Genomic DNA, 25,029 nt, shown 5'->3' with positions numbered 1-25,029 from the left:
CTTAGGTTCCAATTTTGTGCCTAAACGCCTTGCAGCACGCTGTGATTGTGGGATTAGATATTTCAGTATTAACTATCGCTTTAACTATATACTATTGGTATTTTTAAATACCACAAATATGTCTAAATCATTTCGAGACTGTAATATAAGAGCTCGATACATGTCTTAATGTTAACTTGGAAACGAATAAAGTGACGTCTATCGGGAGCTCTAACCTGCTCCATGGACATAATTCATGACCCGACTGAAGATCGCACTATTGACCGGTGCCGCGCTCTCTGTGATGGCCTCATCCGCATGGGCCCAGACGGAGCCGGAGCGGGCCGCTGCACCGCAAGTCGCGGCCAAGCCCGCCGATCAGGAAGAGCCTGCCCGCGTCGGGGACGTGGTGGTGGCCGCACGCAATGACGGAATCCGTACCTCTATCGACTCCGTCAGCTACAGCCTTGCCAACGATCTACAGGCCACGACCGGCGCGCTGGCTGACGCCTTGCGCAATGTCCCGTCGGTCGACGTGGACCCGCAGGGTAATGTCTCGCTTCGCGGCAACTCGAACGTCACCATTCTGGTTGATGGCCGCCCCTCCGGTATCCTGAGCGGTGAGGGCCGGGCCCAGGCTATCCTGCAACTGCCTGCCGACCAGTATGCGCGTATCGAGGTCATGACCAACCCGTCGGCGGCCTATACGCCAGAGGGCGGCGGCGGCGTGATCAACCTGATCACTAAGCCCTCGGCTCCGCGTCCGGGCGTTCAGACCACCGGCTCGATCCGCGCCAATGTCGGCGACAACGGGCGCTGGAACGCGGGCATCAGCGGTTCGCGCCAGATGGACAAGCTGACCCTGTCGGGCGACCTCAGCTATCGCTACGACGCGAATGACTTCGAGTTCCCGACCGAGCGGGAAACGCTGGACGGCGCAGGGCGCGTGACCAGCACCACCCGCGTCTATCAGGAATCCAACACCAGCCAGCGCGGCGGCTTTGGTCGCGGTTCGGCAGAGTACAAGCTGGACAACACCACCACGATCAGCGGCGAAGTGCGCCTGATGGCCTTCGACATCGATCCTCAAAACGTCGGCTTCTATGAAATCCGCGATGGCGCGGGGGTGGTGACCGATGCCTATCAGGTCGCCAATCAGGGCGGCATGGAAATAACCAACGTGGGTGCCACGGCCCGCGTGATCAAACGCTTCAGCGACGACGGCCACGAATGGTCGAACGAACTGCGCTTTGACCAGCATGAGAGCGATACCCAGTTCCTGCTTGAGAACCGCTTTACCCAGCCCGTCGCTCCTGTGCGTTTCGACCGCTACGGTCAGGACAACACGACCGACATCCTCGGCTTCACCAGCGCCTATACCCGCCCGATGGCGGAAGGCGAGAAGCTGCGCCTTGGCTATGAACTGACCTATCTGGCTCCTGAACTCGACACCACCTTCAAGCGCGGCCCCCGTCCGGACGCATTGGAACTCGTGCCCAGCCTGAGCAACCAGTTTGAAGGCACCCAGACCGTCCACGCCTTCTACGGTACCTACGAGCGTGCCCTGACCGACAAGCTGTCGGCGCAGGCGGGCCTGCGCCTTGAGCAGGCCGATCTGGAGATGAACGACATCACCGGGGGTCAAAAGGCCGAGCAGGACTATTTCCGTGCCTATCCGACCGGCCACCTGCAGTATCAACTGTCGGAAACCCAGACCCTGCGTGCCAGCTATTCGCGCCGCATCCAGCGTCCGCAACTGACCCAGTTGAACCCGTTCGTTTCGTATCAGAGCCCGCTGCACCGCACCTCGGGTAATCCGAACCTGCGTCCGCAGGAAACCGACGCCTTCGAAGGTATGTGGCAGGTCCGCAAGGGCCAGAACTTCTATCAGGCCACGCTCTACTACCGGAACACCGACAAGGCCTTCACCGACGTCGCCACCCAGATCGAAGACGGCATTATCCTGACCCGTCCGGAAAACCTCGGCGGCCGCACCGACACGGGACTTGAGCTGACGGCAGCAGGTCGTCTGCACTCGACCCTGCGCTACAACGCCAGCGCCAACGTCTTCCACCAACAGATCGACGCAGCGGGTATCGTCGGCGGCAAGGACCGCGAAGGCACCATGGTCAGCGGTCGCCTCAGCCTGAACTGGCAGCCGACGGACAAGGACTTCGTCCAGGTGTCGGGCTTCTGGCAGGGCGAAAGCCTTCTGGCCCAGGGCACGCGCGAAGCGGGCGGCATGGTCAACCTCGGCTACCGTCGCAAGCTGAACGACAAGCTGTCGCTGAACGTCACGGGACGCGACCTGTTCAACAGCTTCAAGAACACCACCCGTTACGACACGCCGGCCTTCCGCGAGGTCAGCGACCAGCACATCAACCTGCGGGCCTTCTACATCGGCCTGAGCTGGCAACTGGGTTCCAGCCCGCGTCGCCAGCCCGAGCAGTTTGACTTCTCGACGGGTCCAACCGGCACCTGATCGACCGCCACTGTTTTTGCAGGGAAATCCCCTTGCGCAAAAACAGCGGGTTTCCCACCTGAGACTCATCGGGGCCGCGTCGCTGCAAATGCGGGGCGCGGCCCACTAATCCGCCTCTCAGGGGATGCCCAGAATGAACATTGAACAATATTCCGACCGCGCCAAACAGGCTATCCAGTCGGCCCAGTCGCTGGCGCTCGCCCGCCGCCACCAACAGTTCGCACCCGAGCACCTGCTCAAAGTCCTGCTCGAAGAACGCGACGGCCTTGCCCGCAATCTGATCACCAAGGCTGGCGGTGACGCCAACCGCGCCATTGCCGACATCGAGACCGCGCTGAAGAAGCGCCCGCAGGTCACCGGCGGCAACGGCCAGCTCTATATGGACGGCGACACCGCCCGCGTCTTTGCCAAGGCCGAGGACGACGCCAAGGCCGCAGGCGACGCCTTCGTCACGACCGAGCGCCTTCTCTCCGCCCTTGCCCACGAAGGCGGCGTAGCGGCCAATGTGCTCAAGGCCGTGGGCGTAACCCCCGCCAAGATGGACGCCGCCATCACCGAAATCCGCAAGGGCCAGACCGCCGACAGCGCCAGCGCCGAAGACGGCTATGACGCCCTGAAACGCTATGCCCGCGATCTGACGCTAGCCGCCGCTGACGGCAAGATCGATCCGGTCATCGGCCGCGACGAAGAAATCCGCCGTACCATTCAGGTCCTCGCCCGCCGCACCAAGAACAACCCCGTCCTGATCGGTGAACCGGGCGTGGGTAAGACCGCCATTGTCGAAGGCTTGGCGCTACGCATCGTTAACGGCGACGTGCCCGAGAGCCTGCGCGACAAGAAGGTCCTGTCCCTCGACATGGGCAGCCTCATCGCCGGTGCCAAATACCGTGGCGAGTTCGAAGAACGCCTGAAGGCCGTCCTCAACGAGGTCGCCGCTGCCGAGGGCGGTATCATCCTCTTCATCGACGAAATGCACACGCTGGTCGGTGCCGGTAAGGGCGACGGCGCGATGGACGCGTCGAACCTGCTCAAGCCCGCCCTTGCCCGCGGCGAACTGCACTGCGTCGGTGCCACCACGCTCGATGAATACCGCAAGCACGTTGAAAAAGACGCCGCTCTGGCCCGTCGCTTCCAGCCGGTCATGGTCGAGGAGCCGACGGTCGAAGACACTGTCTCCATCCTGCGGGGCCTGAAGGAGAAGTACGAAGTCCACCACGGCGTCCGTATCTCCGACAGCGCCATCGTGGCCGCAGCGACCCTGTCGAACCGCTACATCACCGACCGATTCTTGCCGGACAAGGCCATCGACCTCGTGGACGAAGCTGCCTCCCGCGTGCGCATGGCCGTGGACTCCAAGCCCGAGGCTCTGGACGAAATCGACCGCCGCCTCGTCCAGCTCAAGATCGAACGCGAAGCCCTAAAGAAAGAAGACGACGACGCCTCGCGCCTGCGCCTTGAAAAGCTCGAGGACGAAATCGCTGATCTGGAAGCTCAGTCCGAGGACATGACCACGGCGTGGAAGGCCGCCAAGGACAAGGTCGGGCAGTCCGCCCAACTGCGCGAGACGCTGGACCGCCTGCGTCTTGAACTGACTAACGCCCAGCGCTCGGGTGACCTCGCCCGCGCGTCTGAAATTGCCTACGGCCAGATCCCGCAACTGGAACGCCAGCTCGAAGAGGCGCAAGCCAACGAGGAAGAAAAGGCATCCAGCCTCGCCGCCGAGGTGGTCGACGCCGAGCAAATCGCCGCCGTCGTCTCCCGTTGGACCGGCGTCCCCGTCGACAAGATGCTGGAAGGCGAGCGCGAAAAATTGCTGGTGATGGAGGACGCCCTACGCAACCGCGTGGTCGGTCAGGATGACGCGCTGGCCGCCGTGTCCGACGCCGTGCGCCGTGCGCGTGCGGGCCTGAACGACCCGAACAAGCCCATCGGCTCCTTCCTCTTCCTTGGCCCGACGGGCGTGGGCAAGACCGAGCTGACCAAGGCTCTGGCCGAGTTCCTGTTCGATGACGACAGCGCCATCACCCGCATCGACATGTCCGAATACATGGAGAAACACTCGGTCAGCCGCCTGATCGGTGCCCCTCCGGGCTATGTCGGCTACGACGAGGGCGGTGCCCTGACCGAGGCTGTGCGCCGTCGCCCTTACCAGGTCATCCTGTTTGACGAGGTCGAAAAGGCCCACCCAGACGTCTTCAACATCCTGCTTCAGGTGCTGGACGACGGTCGCCTGACCGACGGTCAGGGCCGCACCATCGACTTCAAAAACACCCTCATCATCATGACCTCCAACATGGGGTCGGAGTTCCTCGCCAATCAGGGCGAGGGCGATGATGTCGAGGCCGTGCGCCCGATGGTGATGGAGCAGGTCCGCGCCCACTTCCGCCCCGAGTTCCTGAACCGGATCGACGAGATCATCCTGTTCAAACGCCTCGGCCGCGAACAGATGGGCGGCATCGTCCGCATCCAGCTCAAGCGACTGGAAGCCCTGATGGCCGAGCGCCGCCTGACGCTGGCTCTGGACGACAGCGCCCTCAACTGGCTCGCCGACAAGGGCTACGACCCCGTCTACGGCGCCCGCCCGCTGAAACGCGTCATCCAGAAACAACTGGTCGACCCGATGGCCCGCAAACTCCTGCAAGGCGAGTTCACCGACGGCTCGGTGGTCCACGTCTCTGCAGCCGAAGACGGCCTCCAAATCGGCAAACCCCAAGTCCACTAACGCAGAAGGGCGGCTCCACGAGCCGCCCTTTTCATTCCGTATAAAAAGAGCGGAGGCGCGCATTGAGCGCACCTCCGCCTCACGGAAACAACAAGGGGCGGGCCGGTCGTTCGCCACGCCCTAAGTCCGGTTGTGCCAAGGGACAGAGAGAGGACCTTCCTGCGGCACATCTTGCTTAGGGCCACTGCGAGTTCGGGGTTGCTCCCGCAGCGACCTTTCAGCGCCGGACCTAGAACGCGAACCGGGCACGTACCGTCAAAGGCATGTACGTGCGTTCGCCCACATTGTTGATCGACGCGAGCCCAAGACCGCCAATCGCGCTGTCGTCGTCTTCCAGCTTGGTGATGTGGCGGATACCGGTTTCAGCCTGCAGCGTGACCATGTCGCTGACGGCGTAGGACACGCCCACATCCAGTCCTGCTGTGAAGCTGGTGGAGCTGTCATAGAACGGCGCATCGGCGATGGTGATGCCGCCGTCAGGGATTTCGAAAGTGGCGCTGATCTTGTCGGTGAAGACCGCCCCCAGACGGCCGGCCACATAAGGCTTCAGCGGGCCGTTGCCGAAATACTGGCGATAGCCTGCCTCGATGGCCCAAGATTCATAATCGCTGAAAATGCCATAGACCGGCAAAGTAGCGTTGAGGGCAGGCACGAATGCGCCACCGACCTGAACGCGGCCCTCGTCGGCCTTCATATAGCGGACGGTGCCGAACGCTTCGCCGTTCTCCATCATCCCATAGGCGAACTGGGCACCGATGCTCATGCCCTCGCCATAGATGTCATCAAAGCTGCGAGGCTGGATGCGAAGCTCGGCATCGACCCCCGCCAGAGCCGGATTGAGCGGCCCAAGATCCGGCACGCGAGCGGTCGCGCCGCCATGTACGTCTCCGTCGACGGGGAACTCGGCACCTGCCTCGAGGCTCACCGACCAGCGGCCGGGAGCCGTCTGTGCCTGCACGCTACCGGCAACCGCGAGGGTCGCGACCGATGTGATCAAAAACGTCTTGAACATACGATGATCCTGAAAAGAGCTGAGAAGACAGGGATTGGATGCGCAGGACCATGGCGCGCACCGGCACACCCCATGGTCGCTGTCGCCCCTGACGAAGCAGCCGACGTCCCGCCAGCCTCGCCCGGAAGTGTCGGCATCTCGCCAACTGAGCTATCTACGAAGCGTGTCCGTGGGCGGATGAGTGAGGCTCGCATTTTTGTTGGCGGGTGTCGTTCCGTCCGGCGCTTGAACGGCTCGCATTTTCACCGGATGGTGGCTGTGAAGGGACGATCAAGCATGTGCGCCTCCTACGAAGCCAAATTCTCCGTGACCCAATTGGTCGAGACCTTTTCCGAGACGGGGATCGGCCTCGTCTTTCGCGGGGGCATCCCCAATCTGGAACCTCGCGAGGAGGTGCGCCCCACCCACCGCTCGGTGTTGGTAAGGGCGGGTGAGGGCGAGCAGGCCGAAGCGCTGATGGGTGGCTTCGGGTTCGATGCCCCGACCCGCGCCGATGGCAAAAAGGCGGGGCCCATAATCAACTTCCGCACCGAAGGCCGTCACTTCACCAATAAGGAAGCCAGCGGGCGAGCACTGGTACCGGTGTCCGGCTTCTACGAGTTTACAGGCGAAGCCACACCAAAAACCCGCTGGCGATTGTATGCGCCGGACGAAAGCTTGCTGATGCTCGCTGCGCTTTGGAGAGCCACCGGAGACGACGTCCGCTTCTCATTGCTCACCGCAGAGCCCGGAGCCGATGTCGCGCCGTTCCACACCCGCGGCGTCCTGCCGTTGCCGGCTGCGTGTTGGGCTGACTGGCTATTCGACCGCGCGCCTTCCGAAAACGTCCTGTTACCGCCACCGACAGGCACGCTGGTTGCTGTTCAAGCCCCGCGTACAGGCACAAAAAAGCCGCGCGAGACGAAAGCGCCGCCGCCCCAGGGCGAGCTGTTCTGAAATTCGATCACGTTTTTGCAACCGGACTATCACGAGAACGTTATCACCCTCGGACCGCATTAGGCGGCCTTTTCGAAGGGGGATTGATCCCATGCGTATTCGTTCGCTTTCCATCGCCGCTGCTGCCGTTCTGGCTCTTGGCGCTGCTGCTTGCACCCAACCCGAGCAAGACAAGGCCGCTGCCGACGCAAACGCCGCTGCTGCTGACGCTGCTGCCGCTGCCGAACACGCTGGCGACGCCGCTGCAACCGCTGCTGACAGCGCTGCCGACGCCACCAAGGCTGCGGCTTCGGACGCTGCCGCTTCGACCGCTGCTGCCGCCGACAAGGCCGGTGAAACCATCAAGGATGGTGCCGTTGCTGCTGCTGCCACGACCGAACAGGCTGCAGCCGACGCCCGCGCTAAGCTCGAAGGCAACTAAGTCCAACGGGTTTGATGCCAAGGCATCCGGGGGCCGCTCGAAAGAGCGGCCCTTATTCTTTACGCACTATTCCTTGATCAGGGCCTCGATCAGGGCGACGGCTTCCGGCCCGTTCCAGTCGGCCTCGCCGATCATGACGGCGCGAACGCGCCCTTCACGATCAAGGATGATCGTCTGCGGCATTGCTCCCTTGCCCGGAAACTCGAAGGCCATGCGGAATTTGGGATCGGCGTAATATGCCAGTGGGGCATGCTCGGCGATGAACGCCTTGGCTGCCTCCTGAGCGCGGTCCGTATCCATGCTGATAACCGCAACCGCCACATCGTCGCTTCCCTCGTACCGCTTGGCCAAGGCCGCTAGCGTTGGCATCTCGATCTTGCACGGCGCGCACCACGTGGCCCACAGGTTCACGACCGTGACCTTGCCCTTGAAGTCGCTGAACTGGAGCGCTTCACCCGCCGCGTTCTGGAACGGCAGATCGGGTGCTGGGGCGGGATCGGGCAGGATCATCTTGGACAGTCCGCCCGTCGCATAGGCCTGTAGTGACGAAACATTCGTCGAGCCTGCATCAGAACCTTTGATCCGGCCGTCCCCTTTGACGTATAGCAGCCCTGCGCCCGCGATCCCGAGGATCACGGCCCCGATCAAAAATCCGATCGCCTTTGTCCGTTTAGAGCCGCTCATGTCCGATACGTCTTCCGCCAAGCCACAAAGCCAGTCGATGTGGGGTGGCCGCTTTAGCGCCAAACCTGCCGACATCATGCAGGCTATTAACGTCTCCATCGGCGTTGACAAACGTTTGTGGGCGCAGGACCTCGCAGGCTCGCGCGCACATTGCCGCATGCTAGCCAAACAGGGCATCATCCAGCAGGCCGACGCCGACGCCATCCTCGGCGGTCTGGATGTGATCGAAGGCGAGATGAAGGACGGCACCTTCCCGTTCCGCGACGCCTATGAAGACATCCACATGAACGTGGAAGCGCGCCTGAGCGAGCTGATCGGCGAGCCGTCGGGCCGTCTGCACACCGCCCGTTCGCGCAACGATCAGGTGGCGACCGATTTCCGCCTGTGGGTCCGCGATGCCGCAGACCGCACCGTCGAGCAACTGAAAGACCTGCAACGTGCGCTGCTGGATCGTGCCGAGCAGCACTCCGGCGACCTGATGCCGGGCTTCACCCACCTGCAAACCGCACAGCCGGTGACGCTGGGCCACCACCTGATGGCCTATGTCGAGATGTTCGGCCGCGACGCCTCGCGTTTCTCGGACGCCCGCACCCGCATGAACGAGAACCCGCTGGGCGCGGCCGCTCTGGCTGGCTCGCCGTTCCCGATCGACCGTCATGCGACGGCTGAGGCTCTGGGCTTTGACCGTCCGATGGCCAACTCGCTGGATGCCGTTTCGGACCGTGACTTTGCACTTGAATGCCTTGCTGCTGCGTCGATTGCCGGTGGTCACCTGTCGCGTCTGGCTGAAGAGATCGTGGTCTGGATGACGCCAATGTTCGGCTTCATCACCCTGCCGGACGATCTGACGACCGGTTCGTCGATCATGCCCCAAAAGCGCAATCCGGACGCGGCCGAGCTAGTTCGCGCCAAGACCGGTCGCATCAACGGTGCCTTCATTGCCCTGACGACCGTCATGAAGGGCCTGCCGCTGGCCTATTCGAAGGACATGCAGGAAGACAAGCCACCGGTGTTTGAGGCGTTTGACGCCCTGAACCTGGCCCTGTCGTCGATGACGGCCATGATTTCGGCCTTCCGTCCGAACACCGAGAAGATGGCCGCTGCTGCCGGTGCCGGCTTCTCGACTGCGACCGATCTGGCCGACTGGCTGGTGCGTGAGCTGAACCTGCCGTTCCGTCAGGCCCACCACGTGACCGGTGCCGCCGTGAAGCGCGCCGAGCAACTGGGTCTCGATCTTGGCCAACTGCCGATTGAAGAACTGAAGTCGCTGGATGACCGCATTCACGATGGCGTCTATGCTGTCCTGACCCCGCAGGCCTCGTGTGCCAGCCGCCAGTCGTATGGTGGCACGGCACCGGATCAGGTCCGCGCCCGTATCGCCGACTGGAGAACGCGCCTGTGAAGAAATCCCTGATCCTAGCTGCAGCTGCCCTAGCGGCCCTTACCCTGTCGGCTTGCGGTAAGATGGCCGATCTGGAAGCTCCGGGTGCACGTCCGACTACCAACTCGCGATGGACCGAACGCAATCGTGAACCCGCTACGGTTCTGAGCCCCAACAGCCAGAACCCGATTGACGGTGGTCCGGCCGATCCGACGGGCCGTCGCCCGCAGTACTGACTTCCAGCCACCTGAGGGGGCGGCATGCATTATTTCGAACTGAAGGATGGCGTCCTCCATGCGGAGGGCGTCAATCTGGAGACTGTCGCCGAGCAGGTGGGCACGCCCACCTATGTCTATTCGGCCGGAACACTGCGCCGCCACTACGGCCTGCTGCGTGAGGCATGCGATGCCCACACGGGCGCGCTGGGCGAGGCGCTGATCGCATTTGCGGTCAAGGCCAACTCCAACCTTTCTGTGCTGGCAACGCTGGCGCGTTTGGGATGCGGTGCCGATACGGTGTCGGAGGGGGAAATCCGCCGCGCGCTCAAAGCCGGTATTCCCGCGGCCAAAATCATTTTCTCGGGCGTCGGCAAGACCGACAGCGAATTGGCATTCGCCATGCGCGAAGGCGTTCGACAGATCAACGTGGAAAGCTCGACGGAGCTTCAGCGCCTGATCTCGGTGGCGGCGTCAATGGGGGCCAAGCCTGATATCGCTATTCGCGTGAACCCAAAGATCGGTGCAGGCGGTCACGCCAAGATCACCACGGGCGGCGCGGGCGACAAGTTCGGCGTTCCTGTCGAGGAAGCGCTCGACCTCTATGCTGTCGCTTCGGCATCGGACCACGTTAATCCGGTCGGTCTGGCCTGCCATATCGGTAGCCAGATCACCGACATGACCCCGATGGAAGCGGCCTTCAAAGTCCTGCGCAGTATGACCGAGACGCTGCGCTCGCAGGGCCATACTGTGACCCGCCTCGATCTGGGCGGTGGTCTGGGTGTGCCGTACTACGGGGAAACCGACACCCCGCCGCCGTCAGAATATATCGCCATGGTGGCGCGTGTTCTGGATGGCCTGAATGTCGAAGCGGCGTTCGAGCCGGGACGCCTGATGGCGGCCAATGCAGGCATTTTGCTGAGCCGCGTGGTTCACGTAAACGAGCGCACCGATGGACGTCGCTTCCTCGTGCTGGATGCGGCGATGAATGATCTGATGCGTCCGGCGCTCTATGACGCGTTCCATGATGTGAAGCCGGTCCGTCCCGTTAAGGGCGAGGGACTGCCCCACGACATCGTCGGTCCGGTTTGCGAGACAGGTGACACCTTTGCCCGAGACCGCGAACTGGCTCCGCTCAAGGCGGGCGATTTGGTGGTGTTCATGTCGGCCGGTGCCTATGGCGCAGTGATGGGCAGCGAGTACAACACCCGTCCGATGGCGGCTGAGGTCTTGGTTGATGGCGACAAATGGGCCGTCATCAAACCGCGCCCGACCTATGACGAGATCTTCGCCAGAGAGCCCATCGCCGACTGGCTCTAAATACGAAAAAGCCTCCGTCGTATACGGAGGCTTTTTTAGTGGATCAGTCCAGAGCGCAGATGTCAGGCAGGCCGCGCATGCCGCCTTGGTGATCAAGGCCGTATCCGACGAGGAAGCGGGCAGGGGCTTCCCAACCCACGAAGTCAGGCTCAATCCGCTCATGCTCGCAAGGCTTGCGGGCAAAGACACAGGTCAGGACGCGGGCGGCTCCGGCTTCCTTGGTGATCCGGATGGCTTCGATCAACGAAAGGCCGCTGTCCAGAACGTCGTCGATCAAAAGGACGGTCTTGCCCTCCATTGAGCGCTGGAAGGGCGCGCGTACCGTGACCTTGCCACGGCTTTGCTTCTCATCACCGTAGGACGACATCCAAACTGCGTCGAACTTCACGTTGCGGCCTTCGCGGTACAGGGCGCGGGTCAGGTCCGATCCGAACCACAGGCCGCCGGTCAGCAACACAGCGGCGACCGTGTCGTCATCAATCACCGGAGCGATCCGACGAGCCAGTTCGGCATTGATACGGTCGATCTCGCTCTGGGCCAGAAGGACGGTCGGCGTGTTCGGGGGAGTGTCAGCCATGACCTGCCGATACCCCGACCCGCTGCTGCATGTCGAGATCAGTTCGACCAATAGGGTGGGGGGCAAGTTCGCTTATGCGGCGAAGGCCGTCATCGGATTGGCTTTGCCCGGCGCTGGGTTTGGGCTCGGACTTGGCCGGCGGTGCTGCCGGCGCTGGAGCGGCTGCGGGCGCAGCTTTCGCCGCCGGCTGTGGCTCAACGACAGCAGGGGCTTGCGCGGGCGCGTCAGAGGAAGTGCCAGCGGGTTTGGGCTGGGGCGTGGCTTCGGAAAGAACAAAGCTCAAAGCGGCCTCGGCGAACCGCCCGTCGGCGTTGGGCAAGACGACGGCAAAGCCCTGAACACCGCCGGGCAACACCGGTGCCGTGTCCAGATTGATGATGCGGTGGCCGATCTCGACACCCTTTGCATCCAGAATCCCCACACGAATGGCAGGCGGCATAATCTCGCGGTCGCGGATGTTGCGTAACGCTCCCGAGACGTAAATCTGGCTCACATCATTGCGGGCAAAACCGGTCGAGACCGCCTCGAACTCCAGACCGAAGGGATTCGTCTCGATCCCGAATGCGCTATAGGCGCTGGCCAGTTTGGGCACGCGGGCGACCACGCTGTCGCGCCACAGATAGGCGACCAGAAGACCCAGCAGCACCAGTACAACAGTCAGGCCCCAGGCCAGGCCCTGCCGGATGGCTTGTTGGGTGCGGCGTTTCTGCTCTGCGCGCGCGCGGAAGGCTTGCGGCAGGGGAGGGGGAATCTGTTCCTCCTCAACCTGCACTGTATCGTCGGCCTTGCCCAGTCCGGGAGACGTGGCCGCAGCGACCTCGCCGAGGTCTAGCGGGGCATCCTCGTTGGTTGCGCGCCAGTCATTACGGCACGATTTGCAGCGGACGCGACGTCCAGACGCACCGATGGCGTTATCGGGCACAAAATAGCTGGTGGCGCAGGCGGGGCAGGTTAGTATCATAGGCGGCGGCTAAGAGGCGTTTGGCCCCCTCCTGTCGAGGGCGCACTCGCCCCGGTCCAAAATGAAAACACCTTATGCCAACTCAAGAACGTCGCCCCAGCGCGCTAAAAAACGAGACCGATATCGTGCGCCTCAGAAACGTGGGGTTCGGCTATTCCGGCCGTCCTTCGGTTCTGCGCGACGTTAACCTTATTTTGCCTCAGGGCTCTTTCCATTTCCTTACCGGACCGTCCGGTGCAGGAAAGTCGACCCTGCTGCGTTTGCTGACGCTAAGCGAGCGACCCAGTGCCGGTCGAATTGGCCTGTTTGGTCAGGATGTTACGCAGATCCCGCGCGCCGCGATTCCCCGAATGCGCCGTCGCATCGGCATGGTGTTTCAGGACTTCCGGCTGCTGGAGCACCTGTCGGCCTTCGACAATGTGGCTCTGCCGCTGCGTCTGAACGGTGAAAAGCCGCGCGACTATGCTCAGGACGTGGCCGAAATGCTGCGCTGGGTGGGCCTGGGCGGACGCTTTGATGCTCTTCCCCCATCATTGTCGGGCGGGGAGAAGCAACGACTGGCGATTGCGCGTGCGGTGATAACCCGTCCGCGCCTGATACTGGCGGACGAGCCGACCGGCAGCGTTGACCGCGCCATGGGCGACAAGCTGATGCGACTGTTCCAGTCGCTGAACAAACTGGGTGCGACGGTCCTGATCGCCACTCATGACGAAGAACTGGCGCATCAGTATGGTGCTGGCCTGCTTCACCTCGAGAATGGCCAATTGCAGTCGATAGAGCCCCAGCCCCGTCCCCAAGCTCCCGTGGTGGAGGCGGTATGACGGACGCTCAGCCTGTAGTTCGAAAACCGTTGCCGGTTCCCGGCTCGCTTTTGCCGCGCGAACGTTCTGGAGAGCGATGGCTGGCGGCGGTGATTGCGGTGCTGTGCTTCCTTGCCTCGCTGGCCGCGATAGGGGCTTTGGCTGCAGATCGCGCCGCCCACGGCTGGGCCCGCGAACTGCGTGGCGAGGCCACGGTTCAGGTCCGTCCGCGTGTCGACGAAACCGGCCCTACCGCCGCGAGCCGCGCTGCAGAAGCCTTGTCTGGGGTTAAGGGCGTCGATGAAGCCTATGCGCTGGATCGCAAGGCCTCGGAGCGCCTGCTGGCCCCGTGGGTGGGCGAGGCGGTACTGCCCGACCTACCTTTGCCCTATCTGGTGGTGGTGCGCCTCAATCCGGAGGCACCCGCCAGCGCGCCGACCCTGAGCCGAGCCTTGGCCGAGGCGGGACTTGATGCGTCGGTCGATGATCACAGCCTGTGGCGCGGCGAGGTCGAGCGAGCTGCCGGCATCGTGACCGCTCTGGCTATAGCCGCCTTTGTGTTGATCGCCGGCGCGACAGCAGCGGTCATCGCTTATGCCACACGATCAGGCATGACGGCCCAGGCCGATATCATCGAGACGTTGAGCCTTAACGGGGCCTCCGATCGCAGTGTCGCAGGACTTTACCAGACCCAGTTCGGCAAGCTGGCCCTCGTTGCCGGTGCGGCTGGATCGGTGGTCGCAGGTCTGGCCATGGCAATCATGAGAATGGTCGGCGGGGAGGCCGGTCTGACACCTGCCTTGCCGGTGCGCTTCCTTGATCTGGTGGCCATTGTGGTTTGCCCGATACTGGCTGCGGTGACAGCGGTTCTAGCTGCGCGCTTGACGGCACTGGCGAAACTGGCGGGTCGTGGGTAGGAAGGGACTATGAAGTTCCTTACGCTTATCGCCGCCATCGTTCTGATGTGGCTGGTCGGTCTGCTGGTATTTGCAGACAGGGTTCAGGACTTCACCCCTGCGCCGGAGCCCGCGCGTGCCGATGCTATCGTTTCCCTGACAGGACCATCGGCCGAGCGCGTGAATGCCGCCATCCGACTGCTGGAACAGGACAAGGGCGAGCGGCTGCTGATTTCCGGTGTGAACCGCGAAGTGCGCCGTCGCGAACTGCGTGCCCTCACCCCCGGTTCGAGCAAGCTGTTCAACTGCTGTGTCGATCTGGGCTTCGAGGCCGAGAACACTGTAGGCAACGCCAGCGAGATCGCCGAGTGGGCCCGCAAACAGGACTACCGCAGCCTGATTGTCGTGACATCTGACTATCACATGGCCCGCAGCATGCTCGAAATCCGCAGCGCGTTGCCCGGCGTGGTTCTCATACCCTATGCGGTGTCCACGCCAACGCTGGATCAGCCGAACTGGTGGCGCAACGAGAAGTCGGCGCGCCGCATGACGCTGGAATACATGAAATACCTAGCCGTGTTGGGGCGCGAGGCGTGGCATAGGCTGCGCGGATTCCATCCGGAGCGCCCGCTCGACGCGGCTTCCCTGACCCAGACTGCCGCCGAGGCCTGACTTTTATGACTCTTATCCGCTCGCTGCTCTTTTCTGTGTGGCTGTATCTGTCGATGCCGATATGCGCCATCGGCATGTCGCCCGCGCTATTGATGAACCACAACGCGGCCATGGGCGTGGTGCGGCTGTGGGCGCGTATGGTGCTGTTCGGCGCGCGCTGGATCGCAGGCATTAAGGTCGAGGTGCGCGGACTGGAATACCGCCCGACGGGTCCGGGCCTGGTGGCAGCAAAACACCAGAGCATGCTGGATATCGTGGTGCCGTTCACGGTGATCGAGGATCCGGCCTTCGTGCTGAAAAAAGAGCTGATGGCCATGCCCTTCATTGGCTGGTTCGCTTGGAAGACCAAGATGATCCCCGTGGACCGCGAAGCCCACGCCAAGGCACTGAAGGACATGGTGCGCAACACCCGCGCGCGTCTGGACGAAGGACGCCAGATCATGATCTTCCCGGAAGGCACGCGAACCCAACCGGGCGCGGTGCCGGAGTACAAGCCCGGCGTAGCCGCTATCTATCGGGATGTTGATGCAACCTGCTATCTGATCGCGACCAACTCGGGCCAGTATTGGCCCGCCAAGGGCCTGACCAAGTTCAAGCCGGGTACAGTGGTTTTCGAATTCCTGCCGCCCATCGAAGCGGGCTTGAAACGCGGCGAGTTCATGAAGCGTATGGAAGCTTCACTCGAAAGGGCGTCGACCGCCCTTTTGCAGCCCTGATCAAGGCATTCTGGCGCCCGAAATATAGTCTCAAAGGTGGCTGACTGAATGTCTGCGCGTGCGCGGACTTCCCCCTTCAGGAGCCCTTTGTGATGCGTATCGTGACCGTGGCCTTTGCCGCGACAACACTGGCGCTTGTCTCCGGACAGGCGCTGGCCCAGTCCCAGCCCTATGAACAGGTCGAAGCCCCGAAGACGTGGAAGGTCGACGTCGGCGGTGGTTTCGTGCGCGGCTTCAGCGCGACCGGTGCCAGCACCAAGGACGTTAACTGGACCTTCTGGGGTTCGGCTTCCTATCGCGACATCGTCTATGCCAACGGGCTGGACGGTATCGGCTATAATGCCATCAACACCGATGACTTCCGCGCCGGTGTGCAACTGCGCCCGCGTTTTGCTGCTGGCGAGATCGAAGGCTTCGACAACCGTCCCGAACTGGGTGCCGATGCGGCGCTCTATGCTTTCAAGCGACTGCCGGGAAATGTCGTCGTCGGTGGCCGGATCCAGCAGGACGTGACCGGCGATGATGCCGGTTTTGCCTGGCAAGCGCAGGTTGGTCATCAGCGCGTGACGCCGGTGGGGCTTTTGCAGGTGATGGCCTATGGCCGCGGTGGCGACGATGACCGTCTGAACCGCTATTTCGGTGTTACGGATGCCGAGGCAGCGGTGACCGACTACCAGTCGTTCCAAGGCGATGGCGGCATGTCGGCGGCGGGCGTGTCGGCCTTCCTCGCAGTGCCGATCGGTGACCGATATGGCGTGGGCACTTTCGTGAACTATGAAAAGTACCTCGGGGATGCGGCCAACAGCCCTCTGATCGAAGACGACTACATCTGGCGTGCGGGGCTCGTCGGCGTGGTTCGCTTCAGCAGCATGTGATGAAAAACGCCGCGCTCCTTTCGGGGCGCGGCGTTTGCTTTATCAGGCGGTGAGCAACCCTTAACGGGAGGCGAACTCGCTCAGCGCATCGGCCACGGCGCGGTTCTGGTCCGGCGTGCCGATGGTGAGGCGCAGGCCCTGCGGCAGGCCATAGCCACCCACGCCGCGGACAATAATGCCCTTTTGGTTCAGCCAGTCACTGGCGGCATTGGCCTCGGCAGGGTCCTTGAACAGGACAAGGATGAAGTTGCCGACAGACGGCAGAACTTCATAGCCGAAACCCTTGATGACCTGCGTCAGACGCGGGCGCCATTCCAGCACCAGATTACGCGAAGCCTGCTGGTGCTCCTCGTCGTTCACGGCTGCCACCGCCGCTGCCAGACCCGGAACCGAGACGTTGAACGGCAGGCGGATACGGTCCATCGCCCCCATCACGTCAGCAGGGCAGTAGCCGAAGCCGATGCGCAGACCGCCAAGGCCGTGGATCTTGGAGAAGGTGCGGGTGACGATGATGTTGTTGGCCGTGCGAGCCAGCTCGAATGCGCTCTCGTACTCAGCCTCGACCACATATTCGGCATAGGCCTCATCGACCACTAGCAGGATGTGCGGCGGAAGTGCGGCGTGCAGGCGGCGGATTTCCTCTGCCGTGTTCCAGCTGCCGGTCGGGTTCGACGGGTTGGAGACGTAGACGATCTTGGTCCGCTCATCGACCTGCTCGAGCAGGGCATCGACCTCGGCCTTATACCCCGGCTCCGGGGCGAGTTTGACCTGCGCCTCACAGCCCAGTGCCGAGATGCGATAGGCGAGGAAGCCGTACTGGCCGGTGACGATATTGTCGCCTGCCGTCAGATAGGTCTGGTTCAGCAGGGCGAAAACTTCATCCGAGCCATTGCCGAAGATCAGACGGTCTTCTTCAAGACCATGTTTGGCAGCCACAGCGGCACGCAGCTTGTCGGCGCGGCCATCGGGATAGATGTGGATCTTGTCGAGCACCGAGGCGAAGGCTTCGCGAGCCTTGGGACCCGCACCCAGCGGGTTCTCGTTGGACGACAGCTTCATGGGTTCGGCGATGCCGTCCAGCGCGCCCTTGCCGCCGACATAGGGGGCAATGTCCAGAATACCCGGCTTGGGGGTGGGCGCATTGGCGCTTTGATCGGTCATGACGCTTCCTCGAATGATCTCTAGTCAGAATATTGGCGCGGCACCGATGATGCCTTGCAGGGTTCCGGGAGCGCCTTGCAGCCTCCCGTCGTCGGCCTGCACATAGCCACTCAGCGTAAACAGCATCAAGCCACCGGATTCGGCCATCAAGCTGGCGGCCAGCCCGTTGTTGGACAGGTGGGCGATGATTTCGAAATCGGGCAGAGGACTGTCTGTCACCCAGAAGGTGCGGTCATCCCCGGTCGGGCCGCTGGTTTCCGTCGACACCATAAAGGCGCGCGGGCGGGCCTGTGCGTCATCGGGCAGGGCGGCGATGACCTTCACCGTCGGGTCCGCCAGCAGCTTGCCCCACCATGCACGGTTGCCGATGTCAATCAGGGCGCGGGCCCCCGCGCGGGCGGCGTCGAGAGCTTGGTCCGGCTCTGCTACCGGACGGGCAAACGGCCCCCAGCGATCTGCGGCCAGAAGCTGGGAAATGCCGCCACAGGCCAGAAGAGGTTTGCCATGACCGGCTTCCATGCGGCCCATGACGGCGCGCAGAGCCGATCTTTGTGGCGGCGTCAGTCCGCGTAGCAGTTCGCGCAAGGCCAAGGCATCTGCGTCGGGCCGACCGCGCGGGCCGGCCGTCAGACGCGCGGCCACGGCGTCGGCCACAGCCTTGTCCAATGCGAGGCGTTGCGGGTCTTCTTCCGGGGCGTGCAGCATCAGAACAGTTTCGGTGCCGGAGCCAGCGCGAACGGACCCAGATAGGTGCGGCCCTTGCGGAACAGGACCGAAAGCTCGACGTCCTGAGCAGCCTCGCCCTCACCGCCTTGCGGAGCAGAGGCGGCGGCGCGGGCAGCCGCGGCCCTCTCGGCGGGTTGTCCCTGATGGCTACCAGCCAGACCGACCAGAGCGGCCAAAGGTTTAACGGCCTTGAACTGCACCTCGCCCTCCAGTTGGCCCTTGTCGTCGGCGTTGAGGACGGGACTGGTCAGAACGGCTTGGCTTTCACCGGCCTTCATCTCGCCCTTTACATTGACGAAGCGGCCACCGTTTGCGGTCCATGCCGACAACAGGCCGGCGGCGGCCGCAGGCTGGCGCAGAGCCGAGGACTTCTCGACCACGGCTTCGACCTGAAGGGTCAGTTCGCCGTTCTGCGCAAAGCCCTGCACCGGACCACCTTCGCGGCCGTGGGCTTGAATGAGGCGGAACATGATGTCCACATCATCGCCGGGCGTCGTGCTGCTGGTCAAGTGGGGACGCATGTAGAGCTGGATCAGTTCGGCATTGGCCAGTGGGAAGGGCTCGGCCCCTTCGGCAGGCGTGAAGACCGGCTGGGCGATCTCGAACGCAACATTGGGCCAACGCTGGCGAATGCCGGTCAGACTAAGCCGGATGGCCTTTGCTGCCACCAGCGTCTCGCCCTTTTCAGCCCGCACGAGCGTCAGGCCTTTGTCGGCCACGACGACCCAGTGTAGCGGATTATAGGTGTTGGCCTCTGCGGCGATGGACGGTGCCTTGATGCCGTGACCGGACGGGGCGATGAACTGGCCCTCTTTCACCGTCAGGCGCGTATGCAGGGGCCAGCCGCTGGCGGATATTCCGGCATGTTCAACGCTCCAGCCCGAGGCTTGCAGCCGATCCAGACGGGTTTGCAACTGGCTCTTGGCTTCATTGGCGAGCCAGAACCACCAGACCGTCCATAGTGCCAGCGCGATCCCGACGATGATGAAGGGAATGAACAGGCCGCGGCGGCTGTGGCGTTCGGTAGGCAAGGGGGCAGAGGTCATGGGCGGCTTATAGAACAGGGCTTGGTCGGCGTCTCGCACAACCCGAAGATTTCAGGCGGTAATGTCGGCCCAGACCGCTTGCGAGGCAGTGAGCGCATCTGGCGGGGCGATACCCAGCAAAAGCCCGCGTTGACCGGCGTTGATCAGCACCTGATCAAACAACTGTGCCGTTTCATCGATGACGGTCGGCACCTGTTTGCGCTGACCAAAAGGACTTACGCCGCCGACCTTGTAGCCCGTCAGACGTTCGGCATCTGCGGGCTTCATCATCTGGGCATGTTTCCCCTTCAGCGCCGCGGCCAGCTTTTTCATACTGACCTCGCAATCCGACGGGAGAACCACGCAGGCGGGCTTGTCATCGACCAAGACCATCAGGCTTTTGAACACCTGCTCGGGGTCTTTGCCCAGCGCCTCTGCGGCCTGAAGTCCGACACGCGGGGCATCGGGGTCATAGTCGTACGGGAACAGGTCGAAAGTGACACCGGCCTTGGACAGGGCGACGGTGGCAGGCGTGGTCTTGGCCATCAGGCTTCGTCCGCTTTGAGGTATTCTTTGGTCAGGTCCACCGCATCGGCCAGACCCATCCGCATCACCTCGGTCCCTTCGGGCAGGCCCGAGAACAGGCGCGTCGGGCAGGCGGCGTCCAGCATGACGAACACCCCCTTGTCGTCGGCGCGGCGGATCAGGCGACCGAACGCCTGCGCAATCCGGCCCCGTGCCAGAGCATCGTCATAGGTGCGGCCCCCGTGGCCGGAGCCGAAGCGTGCGCGGCGGGCCTTGTGCAACAGGTCCGGCCGTGGCCACGGCACACGGTCAAAGGCGAGGATACGGAGCGAACGGCCCGGCACATCCACCCCGTCACGCACAGCGTCGGTGCCCAGCAGACAGCTATCGTTCTCGGCGCGGAAGACATCAACCAGTGCGCCCACTTCCAGTGGATCGACATGCTGAGCGTAAAGCGGAATACCGGCGCGGGCGAGGTCCGGCCCCAACCGCTCATAGACCGCTTTCAGACGACGGATAGCGGTGAACAGGCCAACGCCCCCACCCCCTGCGGCGAGGAACAGCTCGCGCATGGCCGCCGCCGTCTGGCGCGGTTCGTCCTTGGTCAGATCGTTGACCACGATGATGCGGCTGTTGTTCGCATAGTCGAACGGGCTTTCGACCTTGAGCGTGCGGGCAGGATCAATCAGGCGGGCAGCACCGGAGCGTACGCGGGCCATATCGAACGGGTCTTGGGCCGAGGGGTCGGAAAGGGTGGCGCTGGTCACCAACACGCCGTGGGATGGCATGATGACCGCGGCCTCCAGCGGCACCGTGGGATCGATCCAGTGGCGACGCAGGGCCACATCGTGGATGCGGCCAAAGGCAGCCTCTGCCGACAGCCAGTCGACATAGTCGGGATCGGGCTCGGCTCCGGCTTCATCGAGCGCGGCTAGCATGGAGCGCCAACCGGGCAAGGTCATACGCGCGCGGCGGTCCATTCCGCGCAGCGCCCCTTCGATGCGGGCACGGGCGGACGGGTCCAGTTCGGCGGCTTCCTCGTCGAGGATGTCTTCGAGATGGCGCGAAAGGGCCAGCAGCGGAGCCTCGACAGCGGCCAATGCCTGTGCTGCCTCGCGGGCAGCTTCGATGACGGGTTCGGTCACGGGACGCAGGGCGCACTCCAGCCCGAACTCGGTCCCACCGCTTTCGGCAGCGCGGGCGCGCAGTTGCTCAAGCGCAGCGACCAAGAAGCGTTCGATCGGGCCGATAGGGTTCACTTCACCCGAAGCCGGGGCGATGCGGCCCGATACCCCTTCACCGGGCAGTTGGGCTGCGGCAGCGACGGCATCTTTCAGTGCCTTGCTCGCCGCTTCGTTGTCAGCGCACAAATCGCCAAGGCGGATTTCCAATCCGCGACCGCGACGCCCGCGCCCCTCTGGGCCCCGTATCCAACGGCGAAGCTCTGCCGCTTCCTGTCCCGACAAACTGGCGGAAAAGGCGCTGTCGGCGGCGTCGAACAGGTGGTGTCCTTCGTCGAAGACAATGCGTTTCAGGGCCGCTGTCTCGCCATCCTGTTTCAGGCCACGCGCCGTGCGCGACCCATCGAACGCGGCCTGCGTCATCACCAACGCATGGTTGGCGACCACAAGGTCTGCGCGGCGGCTGGCACGAATGGTCTTTTCAACAAAGCACAAACGATAGTGCGGGCAGGCGGCGTGAACGCATTCTCCGCGTCGATCAACCAGATTGGCGGGGCTGGCCTGATGCGCCGGCTGGACCGCGAACAGGCCGGACAGCCAGCCGGGATAGTCGCCGCCGGTCATGTCGCCATAGCGGGTATGGGCAGCCCAGCGGGTGGCAAGTGCCATACCGATCAGGTCGCCATTACCCAGTTGTGCCGCCTGAACCATGTCCTGAAGGTTCAGCAGGCACAGGTAGTTCTCGCGGCCCTTGCGCACGACCGTCTTTTTGCGACGCTCGGCCTCGTCAGGCCACAGAGCCTTGCTCTCGCGGTCGATCTGACGTTGCAGGGCGCGGGTGTAGGTCGAAATCCATGCCGCACCATGATTGCGTTCGGCCCAGACGGAAGCAGGGGCCAGATAGCCCATGGTCTTGCCCGTGCCTGTGCCGGCCTCGGCCAGCAGGACGCGCGGACGACCCTCTTCATTGCGGGGAGAAAAAGCAAAGGCCGCTTCGGCGGCATAGTCGGACTGGGCCGGGCGGGTCTCATCCAGACCCGACGATCGCAGCAATTTCTCCAGCCGGATACGCGCACTCTCGCTGTCGACAGGGGCGGAGCCCGCCTCGCCACGCGGAGGTTCATCCTCCCATTCGGGCAGCCGTGCCCAGACATCGAGCCCCGAGCCGCGCGAGGTGCGGTTGCGGATGCCGCCCGCCTCCAGCGCTTGAATGACCCGATTGCCCCAACTCCAGCCCGCGCGCTCCAGTGTCAGGGCGACACCATAGGCCTCTTCGCGCTTGGGATAGGCTGGATCGGCCAGCTCCAACAAAAGTTCCTGCGCGGCTGATCGCAGCGCCTGCGCCTGTGCTTCGGGTCCCCTGGGTTCGGCATGACCGAGAGACAGGGCCAGACCCGTCGGCGAAGGAGCACAGAACCTGGCGGGCCGCACAAAGGCGAACAGCTCCAGCGCATCCAGAATAAGGGGTGAGCGGGAGGGTGCCTCAAGGCCCAGACGACGCGCGGTGATGCTGGCGTGGGCGACGATAATCGACGACCCCAGCAGATAGCCCTCGGCAGCGCCGCGACCGATCTTGCGTGCGCCCTCGTCGTCGCACACCGCACCGGCCCCGGGCGGGGTCGCCAGCGCGGGCGGCAGGTCGAACGAAATATCGGCCTTGGCTACAGGGGTGTCGATGGTGGCACTCACCCTCCCAACATAATCAACTCGGCGGCGAAACCCAAAGGTGCCCTGCACAATCGTACTATCAAATTAAAATACCCTAGGTTTGTGATTTGCCTGCGGGGGCGATCTGTCGTTTCTGGACCTTGCGGTGAGGTTTTTCTGTGAGGGTGCCGGAGTGGATATGGGGTGGATCCAGACCGACGAGTTGAACATTCAGGTCATCGAGGCTGGAGAGGGACCACTTGTGGTTCTGGTGCACGGATTTCCTGATCTCGCCATCTCCTGGCATCACCAGATCAAGGCCTTGTCGCAAGCGGGTTACCGCGTCGTAGCACCCTATATGCGCGGCTATGGCGAGACAGGCGGGCCACCGGGGGCGTCGTCCTATTCCATCTATACGCTGGTGGGTGATCTGGTCGCACTGGTCGAGGCGCTCGGTTACGAGCAGGCGGCCATCGTCGGACATGACTGGGGCTCCGCCGTCGCCTGGCAGGCGGCCCTGCTAAGGCCGGACATGTTCCATGCCGTCATGGGCATAGCGGTACCGTTCCAGCCGCGCAGACGTCAGGGGCCCCCGACGGCGGTTATGAAATACCTGGCCGAAAAGAACGGCGAGGACCTGCTGTATCTGGCTACGTTTGCACATCCGGAGTCCCATTTGCCGATGGATGCCGATCCCGAGACGGCGTTGCGCAAGATGTTCTGGGCCTTCGACGGGGCGACACAGCCTGTCTATCAGGCAGACGGGCGTATTCCTCAAGGGCGCAACTTCGTCGATATCATCCCCGACGAGGCCGTCCTTCCGGTCTGGCTGACGCCGGATCATTTCGCTGCCTATGTCGAGGCTTTCAAGAAATCGGGCTTCGAGAGGGCGGTCCACTGGTATCGGATGATCGATTCCAACTGGGCGCGGACGCGCTGGCTTCAGGGCCGCAAGATCACTGTGCCATCGGCGTTTCTGGTCGGCGAGCGTGATCCGGTGCGGCGCTATCCAGGGCATTTCGAAAGCGAACTGTCGAATTGGCTGACAGATTTTCGCGGTATGACGGTGGTTCCAAAGGCAGGCCATTGGGTCCAGCAGGAAGCGCCCGAGGCAGTGAGCGAAGCTATCCTTAGCTTCCTGTGGGACCTGTCCCTCAACGCACGGAATTCCGAGGCACGCCTCTCCCGCGCATAATGCTGCCCAACGCGATGCGGTTTGTCTTGTAGTCGATCCGTACCTGGTCAAACCGGCTCAACAGGTCCGCGCCGATAAGCAGGGCGGGGCGGTCGGCCAGTCCCAGTATCTGGAAAATATGCAGGTCACTGAACAGCAGGGGCACCCGCTGCAGCCGTTTGGGGCCAAGTTCGATATCCACGGTGGGGCCGGAGCGGCCCACGATCGCGGGACCGCTGACGCCATGGACGGCGACGGTCTGTAGCTGGCGGGCGGGATAGCCAAGCTGGGCCAGAAGCTGCTCGTTGCCGACCGAGTGTTGCGCGCCGGTATCCAGAAAGGCGGTGACGGGTGCATCGCCCACACGGATGTCCATGAACAGCAATCCATTCTTTTGATAAGATGGAACGGCAGACAGACGGCGCTGGATACGGGTCGCCAACTCCGATGCGCCCATTTCGAACCGCACGCCCTGTGTCTGGTTCGGGTTCAGCGTTGCGCTACGGTTGCGGATGTCCAGCAGCAGATTGAAGGCCTGCAGATGGTTCAACCCTAGCAAGCCTTCCGCACCCAGTTCTTCAAGCGGGAATACCGGAGCTAGAACGTCCTCGAAGGTTTCGGATTGGACCCTGAAGCGCGGAATGCGCACACTGGGAACGACGCTCGAGGCGGTTACGCTGTGCACAGTGACGCGGGGACCTGCCACCAGTTGCAACTCGGCGGCCAACTGATCCGATATGGCAGTCGCCTCGGCGCCTGTATCCAGCACAAACAGACTTCTGCGCCGTCCTATTTCCACCGGTGCCGCCAGGCGCGTGAACAGATTGGTGTAGAGCGGTACGGGTGCAGGACCGGCGGGTGCAGCCGCGATGTCCTGTGCCTGCCCGCTAACGGAGAGACCGCCTACGCCAAGCGATGCCGCGCTTGCCAGCAACCGCAGG

At 63.2% G+C, this 25,029-nt stretch carries 23 protein-coding genes; 13 read left to right on the top strand and 10 right to left on the bottom strand.

Annotated features, from left to right (window positions below; translation table 11 throughout):
• Nucleotides 1-235: 235 nt before the first annotated feature.
• Nucleotides 236-2,461: a TonB-dependent receptor domain-containing protein gene (locus OB03_RS10100; RefSeq protein ID WP_461344045.1), complete on the top strand. Its 2,226-nt coding sequence runs from the start codon at nucleotides 236-238 to the stop codon at nucleotides 2,459-2,461.
• Nucleotides 2,462-2,594: 133 nt separating this feature from the next.
• Nucleotides 2,595-5,183 (top strand): ATP-dependent chaperone ClpB, encoded by a 2,589-nt coding sequence (gene clpB / locus OB03_RS10095; RefSeq protein ID WP_461344044.1) that lies wholly within the window; start codon nucleotides 2,595-2,597, stop codon nucleotides 5,181-5,183.
• Between the two features lie 229 nt (nucleotides 5,184-5,412).
• Here clpB and OB03_RS10090 read toward each other — a convergent pair whose 3' ends face one another.
• A complete protein-coding gene (locus OB03_RS10090) occupies nucleotides 5,413-6,195 on the bottom strand; it encodes a hypothetical protein (RefSeq protein WP_461344043.1) in 783 nt (260 codons plus the stop codon).
• A gap of 276 nt (nucleotides 6,196-6,471) precedes the next feature.
• Here OB03_RS10090 and OB03_RS10085 point away from each other — a divergent pair, with 276 nt between their 5' ends.
• Both OB03_RS10085 and OB03_RS10080 read left to right on the top strand, forming a co-directional pair.
• Nucleotides 6,472-7,131 carry an SOS response-associated peptidase family protein gene (locus tag OB03_RS10085; RefSeq protein ID WP_461344042.1) on the top strand — a complete coding sequence of 220 codons (660 nt, stop codon included), beginning with the start codon at nucleotides 6,472-6,474 and terminating at the stop codon, nucleotides 7,129-7,131.
• A 91-nt stretch (nucleotides 7,132-7,222) separates the two neighbouring features.
• Nucleotides 7,223-7,552, top strand: coding sequence for a hypothetical protein (locus OB03_RS10080; protein ID WP_242912362.1), 330 nt, complete (start codon nucleotides 7,223-7,225; stop codon nucleotides 7,550-7,552).
• Nucleotides 7,553-7,618: 66 nt separating this feature from the next.
• Here OB03_RS10080 and OB03_RS10075 read toward each other — a convergent pair whose 3' ends face one another.
• Nucleotides 7,619-8,236: a TlpA family protein disulfide reductase gene (locus tag OB03_RS10075; RefSeq protein WP_461344041.1), complete on the bottom strand. Its 618-nt coding sequence runs from the start codon at nucleotides 8,234-8,236 to the stop codon at nucleotides 7,619-7,621.
• A gap of 37 nt (nucleotides 8,237-8,273) precedes the next feature.
• Between OB03_RS10075 and argH the strand changes: the two genes are divergently transcribed.
• From argH to lysA, 3 genes are read left to right on the top strand one after another with little or no spacing between them, the layout of a single operon-like run.
• Nucleotides 8,274-9,638 (top strand): argininosuccinate lyase, encoded by a 1,365-nt coding sequence (gene argH / locus OB03_RS10070; protein WP_242913084.1) that lies wholly within the window; start codon nucleotides 8,274-8,276, stop codon nucleotides 9,636-9,638.
• The gene (locus OB03_RS10065) at nucleotides 9,635-9,853 is read left to right on the top strand and encodes a hypothetical protein (RefSeq protein WP_461344040.1); all 219 of its coding nucleotides are present in this window, start codon (nucleotides 9,635-9,637) and stop codon (nucleotides 9,851-9,853) included. Before argH ends, OB03_RS10065 begins: the two co-directional genes overlap by 4 nt.
• Before the next feature lie 24 nt (nucleotides 9,854-9,877).
• The gene (gene lysA, locus OB03_RS10060) at nucleotides 9,878-11,152 is read left to right on the top strand and encodes a diaminopimelate decarboxylase (protein ID WP_242912359.1); all 1,275 of its coding nucleotides are present in this window, start codon (nucleotides 9,878-9,880) and stop codon (nucleotides 11,150-11,152) included.
• Nucleotides 11,153-11,195: 43 nt separating this feature from the next.
• On the opposite strand, the gene OB03_RS10055 is transcribed toward lysA, so the two are convergent.
• Nucleotides 11,196-11,729: a phosphoribosyltransferase gene (locus OB03_RS10055; RefSeq protein WP_242912358.1), complete on the bottom strand. Its 534-nt coding sequence runs from the start codon at nucleotides 11,727-11,729 to the stop codon at nucleotides 11,196-11,198.
• Complete coding sequence (locus OB03_RS10050) at nucleotides 11,722-12,690, bottom strand: MJ0042-type zinc finger domain-containing protein (protein ID WP_461344039.1); 969 nt, start codon at nucleotides 12,688-12,690, stop codon at nucleotides 11,722-11,724. Before OB03_RS10050 ends, OB03_RS10055 begins: the two co-directional genes overlap by 8 nt.
• Nucleotides 12,691-12,764: 74 nt before the next feature.
• Here OB03_RS10050 and OB03_RS10045 point away from each other — a divergent pair, with 74 nt between their 5' ends.
• The 5 genes from OB03_RS10045 (at nucleotide 12,765) to OB03_RS10025 (ending at nucleotide 16,649) form a co-directional block, all read left to right on the top strand.
• Nucleotides 12,765-13,511 carry a cell division ATP-binding protein FtsE gene (locus OB03_RS10045; RefSeq protein ID WP_461344038.1) on the top strand — a complete coding sequence of 249 codons (747 nt, stop codon included), beginning with the start codon at nucleotides 12,765-12,767 and terminating at the stop codon, nucleotides 13,509-13,511.
• Complete coding sequence (locus OB03_RS10040; protein WP_461344037.1) at nucleotides 13,508-14,407, top strand: cell division protein FtsX; 900 nt, start codon at nucleotides 13,508-13,510, stop codon at nucleotides 14,405-14,407. Before OB03_RS10045 ends, OB03_RS10040 begins: the two co-directional genes overlap by 4 nt.
• 9 nt (nucleotides 14,408-14,416) lie before the next feature.
• Nucleotides 14,417-15,058 carry a YdcF family protein gene (locus OB03_RS10035; RefSeq protein WP_461344036.1) on the top strand — a complete coding sequence of 214 codons (642 nt, stop codon included), beginning with the start codon at nucleotides 14,417-14,419 and terminating at the stop codon, nucleotides 15,056-15,058.
• Between the two features lie 5 nt (nucleotides 15,059-15,063).
• The gene (locus OB03_RS10030; protein WP_242912353.1) at nucleotides 15,064-15,774 is read left to right on the top strand and encodes a lysophospholipid acyltransferase family protein; all 711 of its coding nucleotides are present in this window, start codon (nucleotides 15,064-15,066) and stop codon (nucleotides 15,772-15,774) included.
• Between the two features lie 92 nt (nucleotides 15,775-15,866).
• Nucleotides 15,867-16,649 (top strand): MipA/OmpV family protein, encoded by a 783-nt coding sequence (locus OB03_RS10025; RefSeq protein ID WP_461344035.1) that lies wholly within the window; start codon nucleotides 15,867-15,869, stop codon nucleotides 16,647-16,649.
• A 60-nt stretch (nucleotides 16,650-16,709) separates the two neighbouring features.
• Here the strand turns inward: OB03_RS10025 and hisC are convergent, their stop codons facing one another.
• The 5 genes from hisC to OB03_RS10000 are packed head-to-tail and all read right to left on the bottom strand — an operon-like array spanning nucleotide 16,710 to nucleotide 22,956.
• Nucleotides 16,710-17,810, bottom strand: a complete 1,101-nt coding sequence (hisC, locus tag OB03_RS10020; RefSeq protein ID WP_461344034.1) for a histidinol-phosphate transaminase — start codon at nucleotides 17,808-17,810, stop codon at nucleotides 16,710-16,712.
• 24 nt (nucleotides 17,811-17,834) lie between these two features.
• Nucleotides 17,835-18,515 carry a hypothetical protein gene (locus OB03_RS10015; protein WP_242912350.1) on the bottom strand — a complete coding sequence of 227 codons (681 nt, stop codon included), beginning with the start codon at nucleotides 18,513-18,515 and terminating at the stop codon, nucleotides 17,835-17,837.
• A complete protein-coding gene (locus OB03_RS10010) occupies nucleotides 18,515-19,582 on the bottom strand; it encodes a DUF2125 domain-containing protein (RefSeq protein ID WP_242912349.1) in 1,068 nt (355 codons plus the stop codon). The genes OB03_RS10015 and OB03_RS10010 overlap by 1 nt, the downstream gene beginning before the upstream one ends.
• Before the next feature lie 51 nt (nucleotides 19,583-19,633).
• Nucleotides 19,634-20,107 (bottom strand): Cys-tRNA(Pro) deacylase, encoded by a 474-nt coding sequence (ybaK, locus tag OB03_RS10005; RefSeq protein ID WP_242912348.1) that lies wholly within the window; start codon nucleotides 20,105-20,107, stop codon nucleotides 19,634-19,636.
• A complete protein-coding gene (locus OB03_RS10000; protein WP_461344033.1) occupies nucleotides 20,107-22,956 on the bottom strand; it encodes an ATP-dependent DNA helicase in 2,850 nt (949 codons plus the stop codon). The genes ybaK and OB03_RS10000 overlap by 1 nt, the downstream gene beginning before the upstream one ends.
• Nucleotides 22,957-23,113: 157 nt before the next feature.
• Between OB03_RS10000 and OB03_RS09995 the strand changes: the two genes are divergently transcribed.
• On the top strand, nucleotides 23,114-24,109 hold the full coding sequence (locus tag OB03_RS09995) for an alpha/beta fold hydrolase (RefSeq protein ID WP_461344032.1): 996 nt from the start codon (nucleotides 23,114-23,116) through the stop codon (nucleotides 24,107-24,109).
• On the opposite strand, the gene OB03_RS09990 is transcribed toward OB03_RS09995, so the two are convergent.
• A complete protein-coding gene (locus tag OB03_RS09990) occupies nucleotides 24,069-25,022 on the bottom strand; it encodes a retroviral-like aspartic protease family protein (RefSeq protein WP_461344031.1) in 954 nt (317 codons plus the stop codon). The two genes, OB03_RS09995 and OB03_RS09990, sit on opposite strands and share 41 nt — an antisense overlap.
• Nucleotides 25,023-25,029: the final 7 nt, after the last annotated feature.

The organism is Brevundimonas sp. GN22, from assembly GCF_054824005.1.
The sequence above is the reverse complement of the archived record's forward strand: the minus strand, read 5'-3'. Positions and strand labels throughout refer to the sequence as shown.

Coding starts and splice junctions, on each gene's coding strand:
- OB03_RS10100 (WP_461344045.1), top strand. CDS start 236: ATGACCCGACTGAAGATCGCACTATTGACCGGTGCCGCGCTCTCTGTG.
- clpB (WP_461344044.1), top strand. CDS start 2,595: ATGAACATTGAACAATATTCCGACCGCGCCAAACAGGCTATCCAGTCG.
- OB03_RS10090 (WP_461344043.1), bottom strand. CDS start 6,195: ATGTTCAAGACGTTTTTGATCACATCGGTCGCGACCCTCGCGGTTGCC.
- OB03_RS10085 (WP_461344042.1), top strand. CDS start 6,472: ATGTGCGCCTCCTACGAAGCCAAATTCTCCGTGACCCAATTGGTCGAG.
- OB03_RS10080 (WP_242912362.1), top strand. CDS start 7,223: ATGCGTATTCGTTCGCTTTCCATCGCCGCTGCTGCCGTTCTGGCTCTT.
- OB03_RS10075 (WP_461344041.1), bottom strand. CDS start 8,236: ATGAGCGGCTCTAAACGGACAAAGGCGATCGGATTTTTGATCGGGGCC.
- argH (WP_242913084.1), top strand. CDS start 8,274: ATGTGGGGTGGCCGCTTTAGCGCCAAACCTGCCGACATCATGCAGGCT.
- lysA (WP_242912359.1), top strand. CDS start 9,878: ATGCATTATTTCGAACTGAAGGATGGCGTCCTCCATGCGGAGGGCGTC.
- OB03_RS10055 (WP_242912358.1), bottom strand. CDS start 11,729: ATGGCTGACACTCCCCCGAACACGCCGACCGTCCTTCTGGCCCAGAGC.
- OB03_RS10050 (WP_461344039.1), bottom strand. CDS start 12,690: ATGATACTAACCTGCCCCGCCTGCGCCACCAGCTATTTTGTGCCCGAT.
- OB03_RS10045 (WP_461344038.1), top strand. CDS start 12,765: ATGCCAACTCAAGAACGTCGCCCCAGCGCGCTAAAAAACGAGACCGAT.
- OB03_RS10040 (WP_461344037.1), top strand. CDS start 13,508: ATGACGGACGCTCAGCCTGTAGTTCGAAAACCGTTGCCGGTTCCCGGC.
- OB03_RS10035 (WP_461344036.1), top strand. CDS start 14,417: ATGAAGTTCCTTACGCTTATCGCCGCCATCGTTCTGATGTGGCTGGTC.
- OB03_RS10030 (WP_242912353.1), top strand. CDS start 15,064: ATGACTCTTATCCGCTCGCTGCTCTTTTCTGTGTGGCTGTATCTGTCG.
- OB03_RS10025 (WP_461344035.1), top strand. CDS start 15,867: ATGCGTATCGTGACCGTGGCCTTTGCCGCGACAACACTGGCGCTTGTC.
- hisC (WP_461344034.1), bottom strand. CDS start 17,810: ATGACCGATCAAAGCGCCAATGCGCCCACCCCCAAGCCGGGTATTCTG.
- OB03_RS10015 (WP_242912350.1), bottom strand. CDS start 18,515: ATGCTGCACGCCCCGGAAGAAGACCCGCAACGCCTCGCATTGGACAAG.
- OB03_RS10010 (WP_242912349.1), bottom strand. CDS start 19,582: ATGACCTCTGCCCCCTTGCCTACCGAACGCCACAGCCGCCGCGGCCTG.
- ybaK (WP_242912348.1), bottom strand. CDS start 20,107: ATGGCCAAGACCACGCCTGCCACCGTCGCCCTGTCCAAGGCCGGTGTC.
- OB03_RS09995 (WP_461344032.1), top strand. CDS start 23,114: ATGGGGTGGATCCAGACCGACGAGTTGAACATTCAGGTCATCGAGGCT.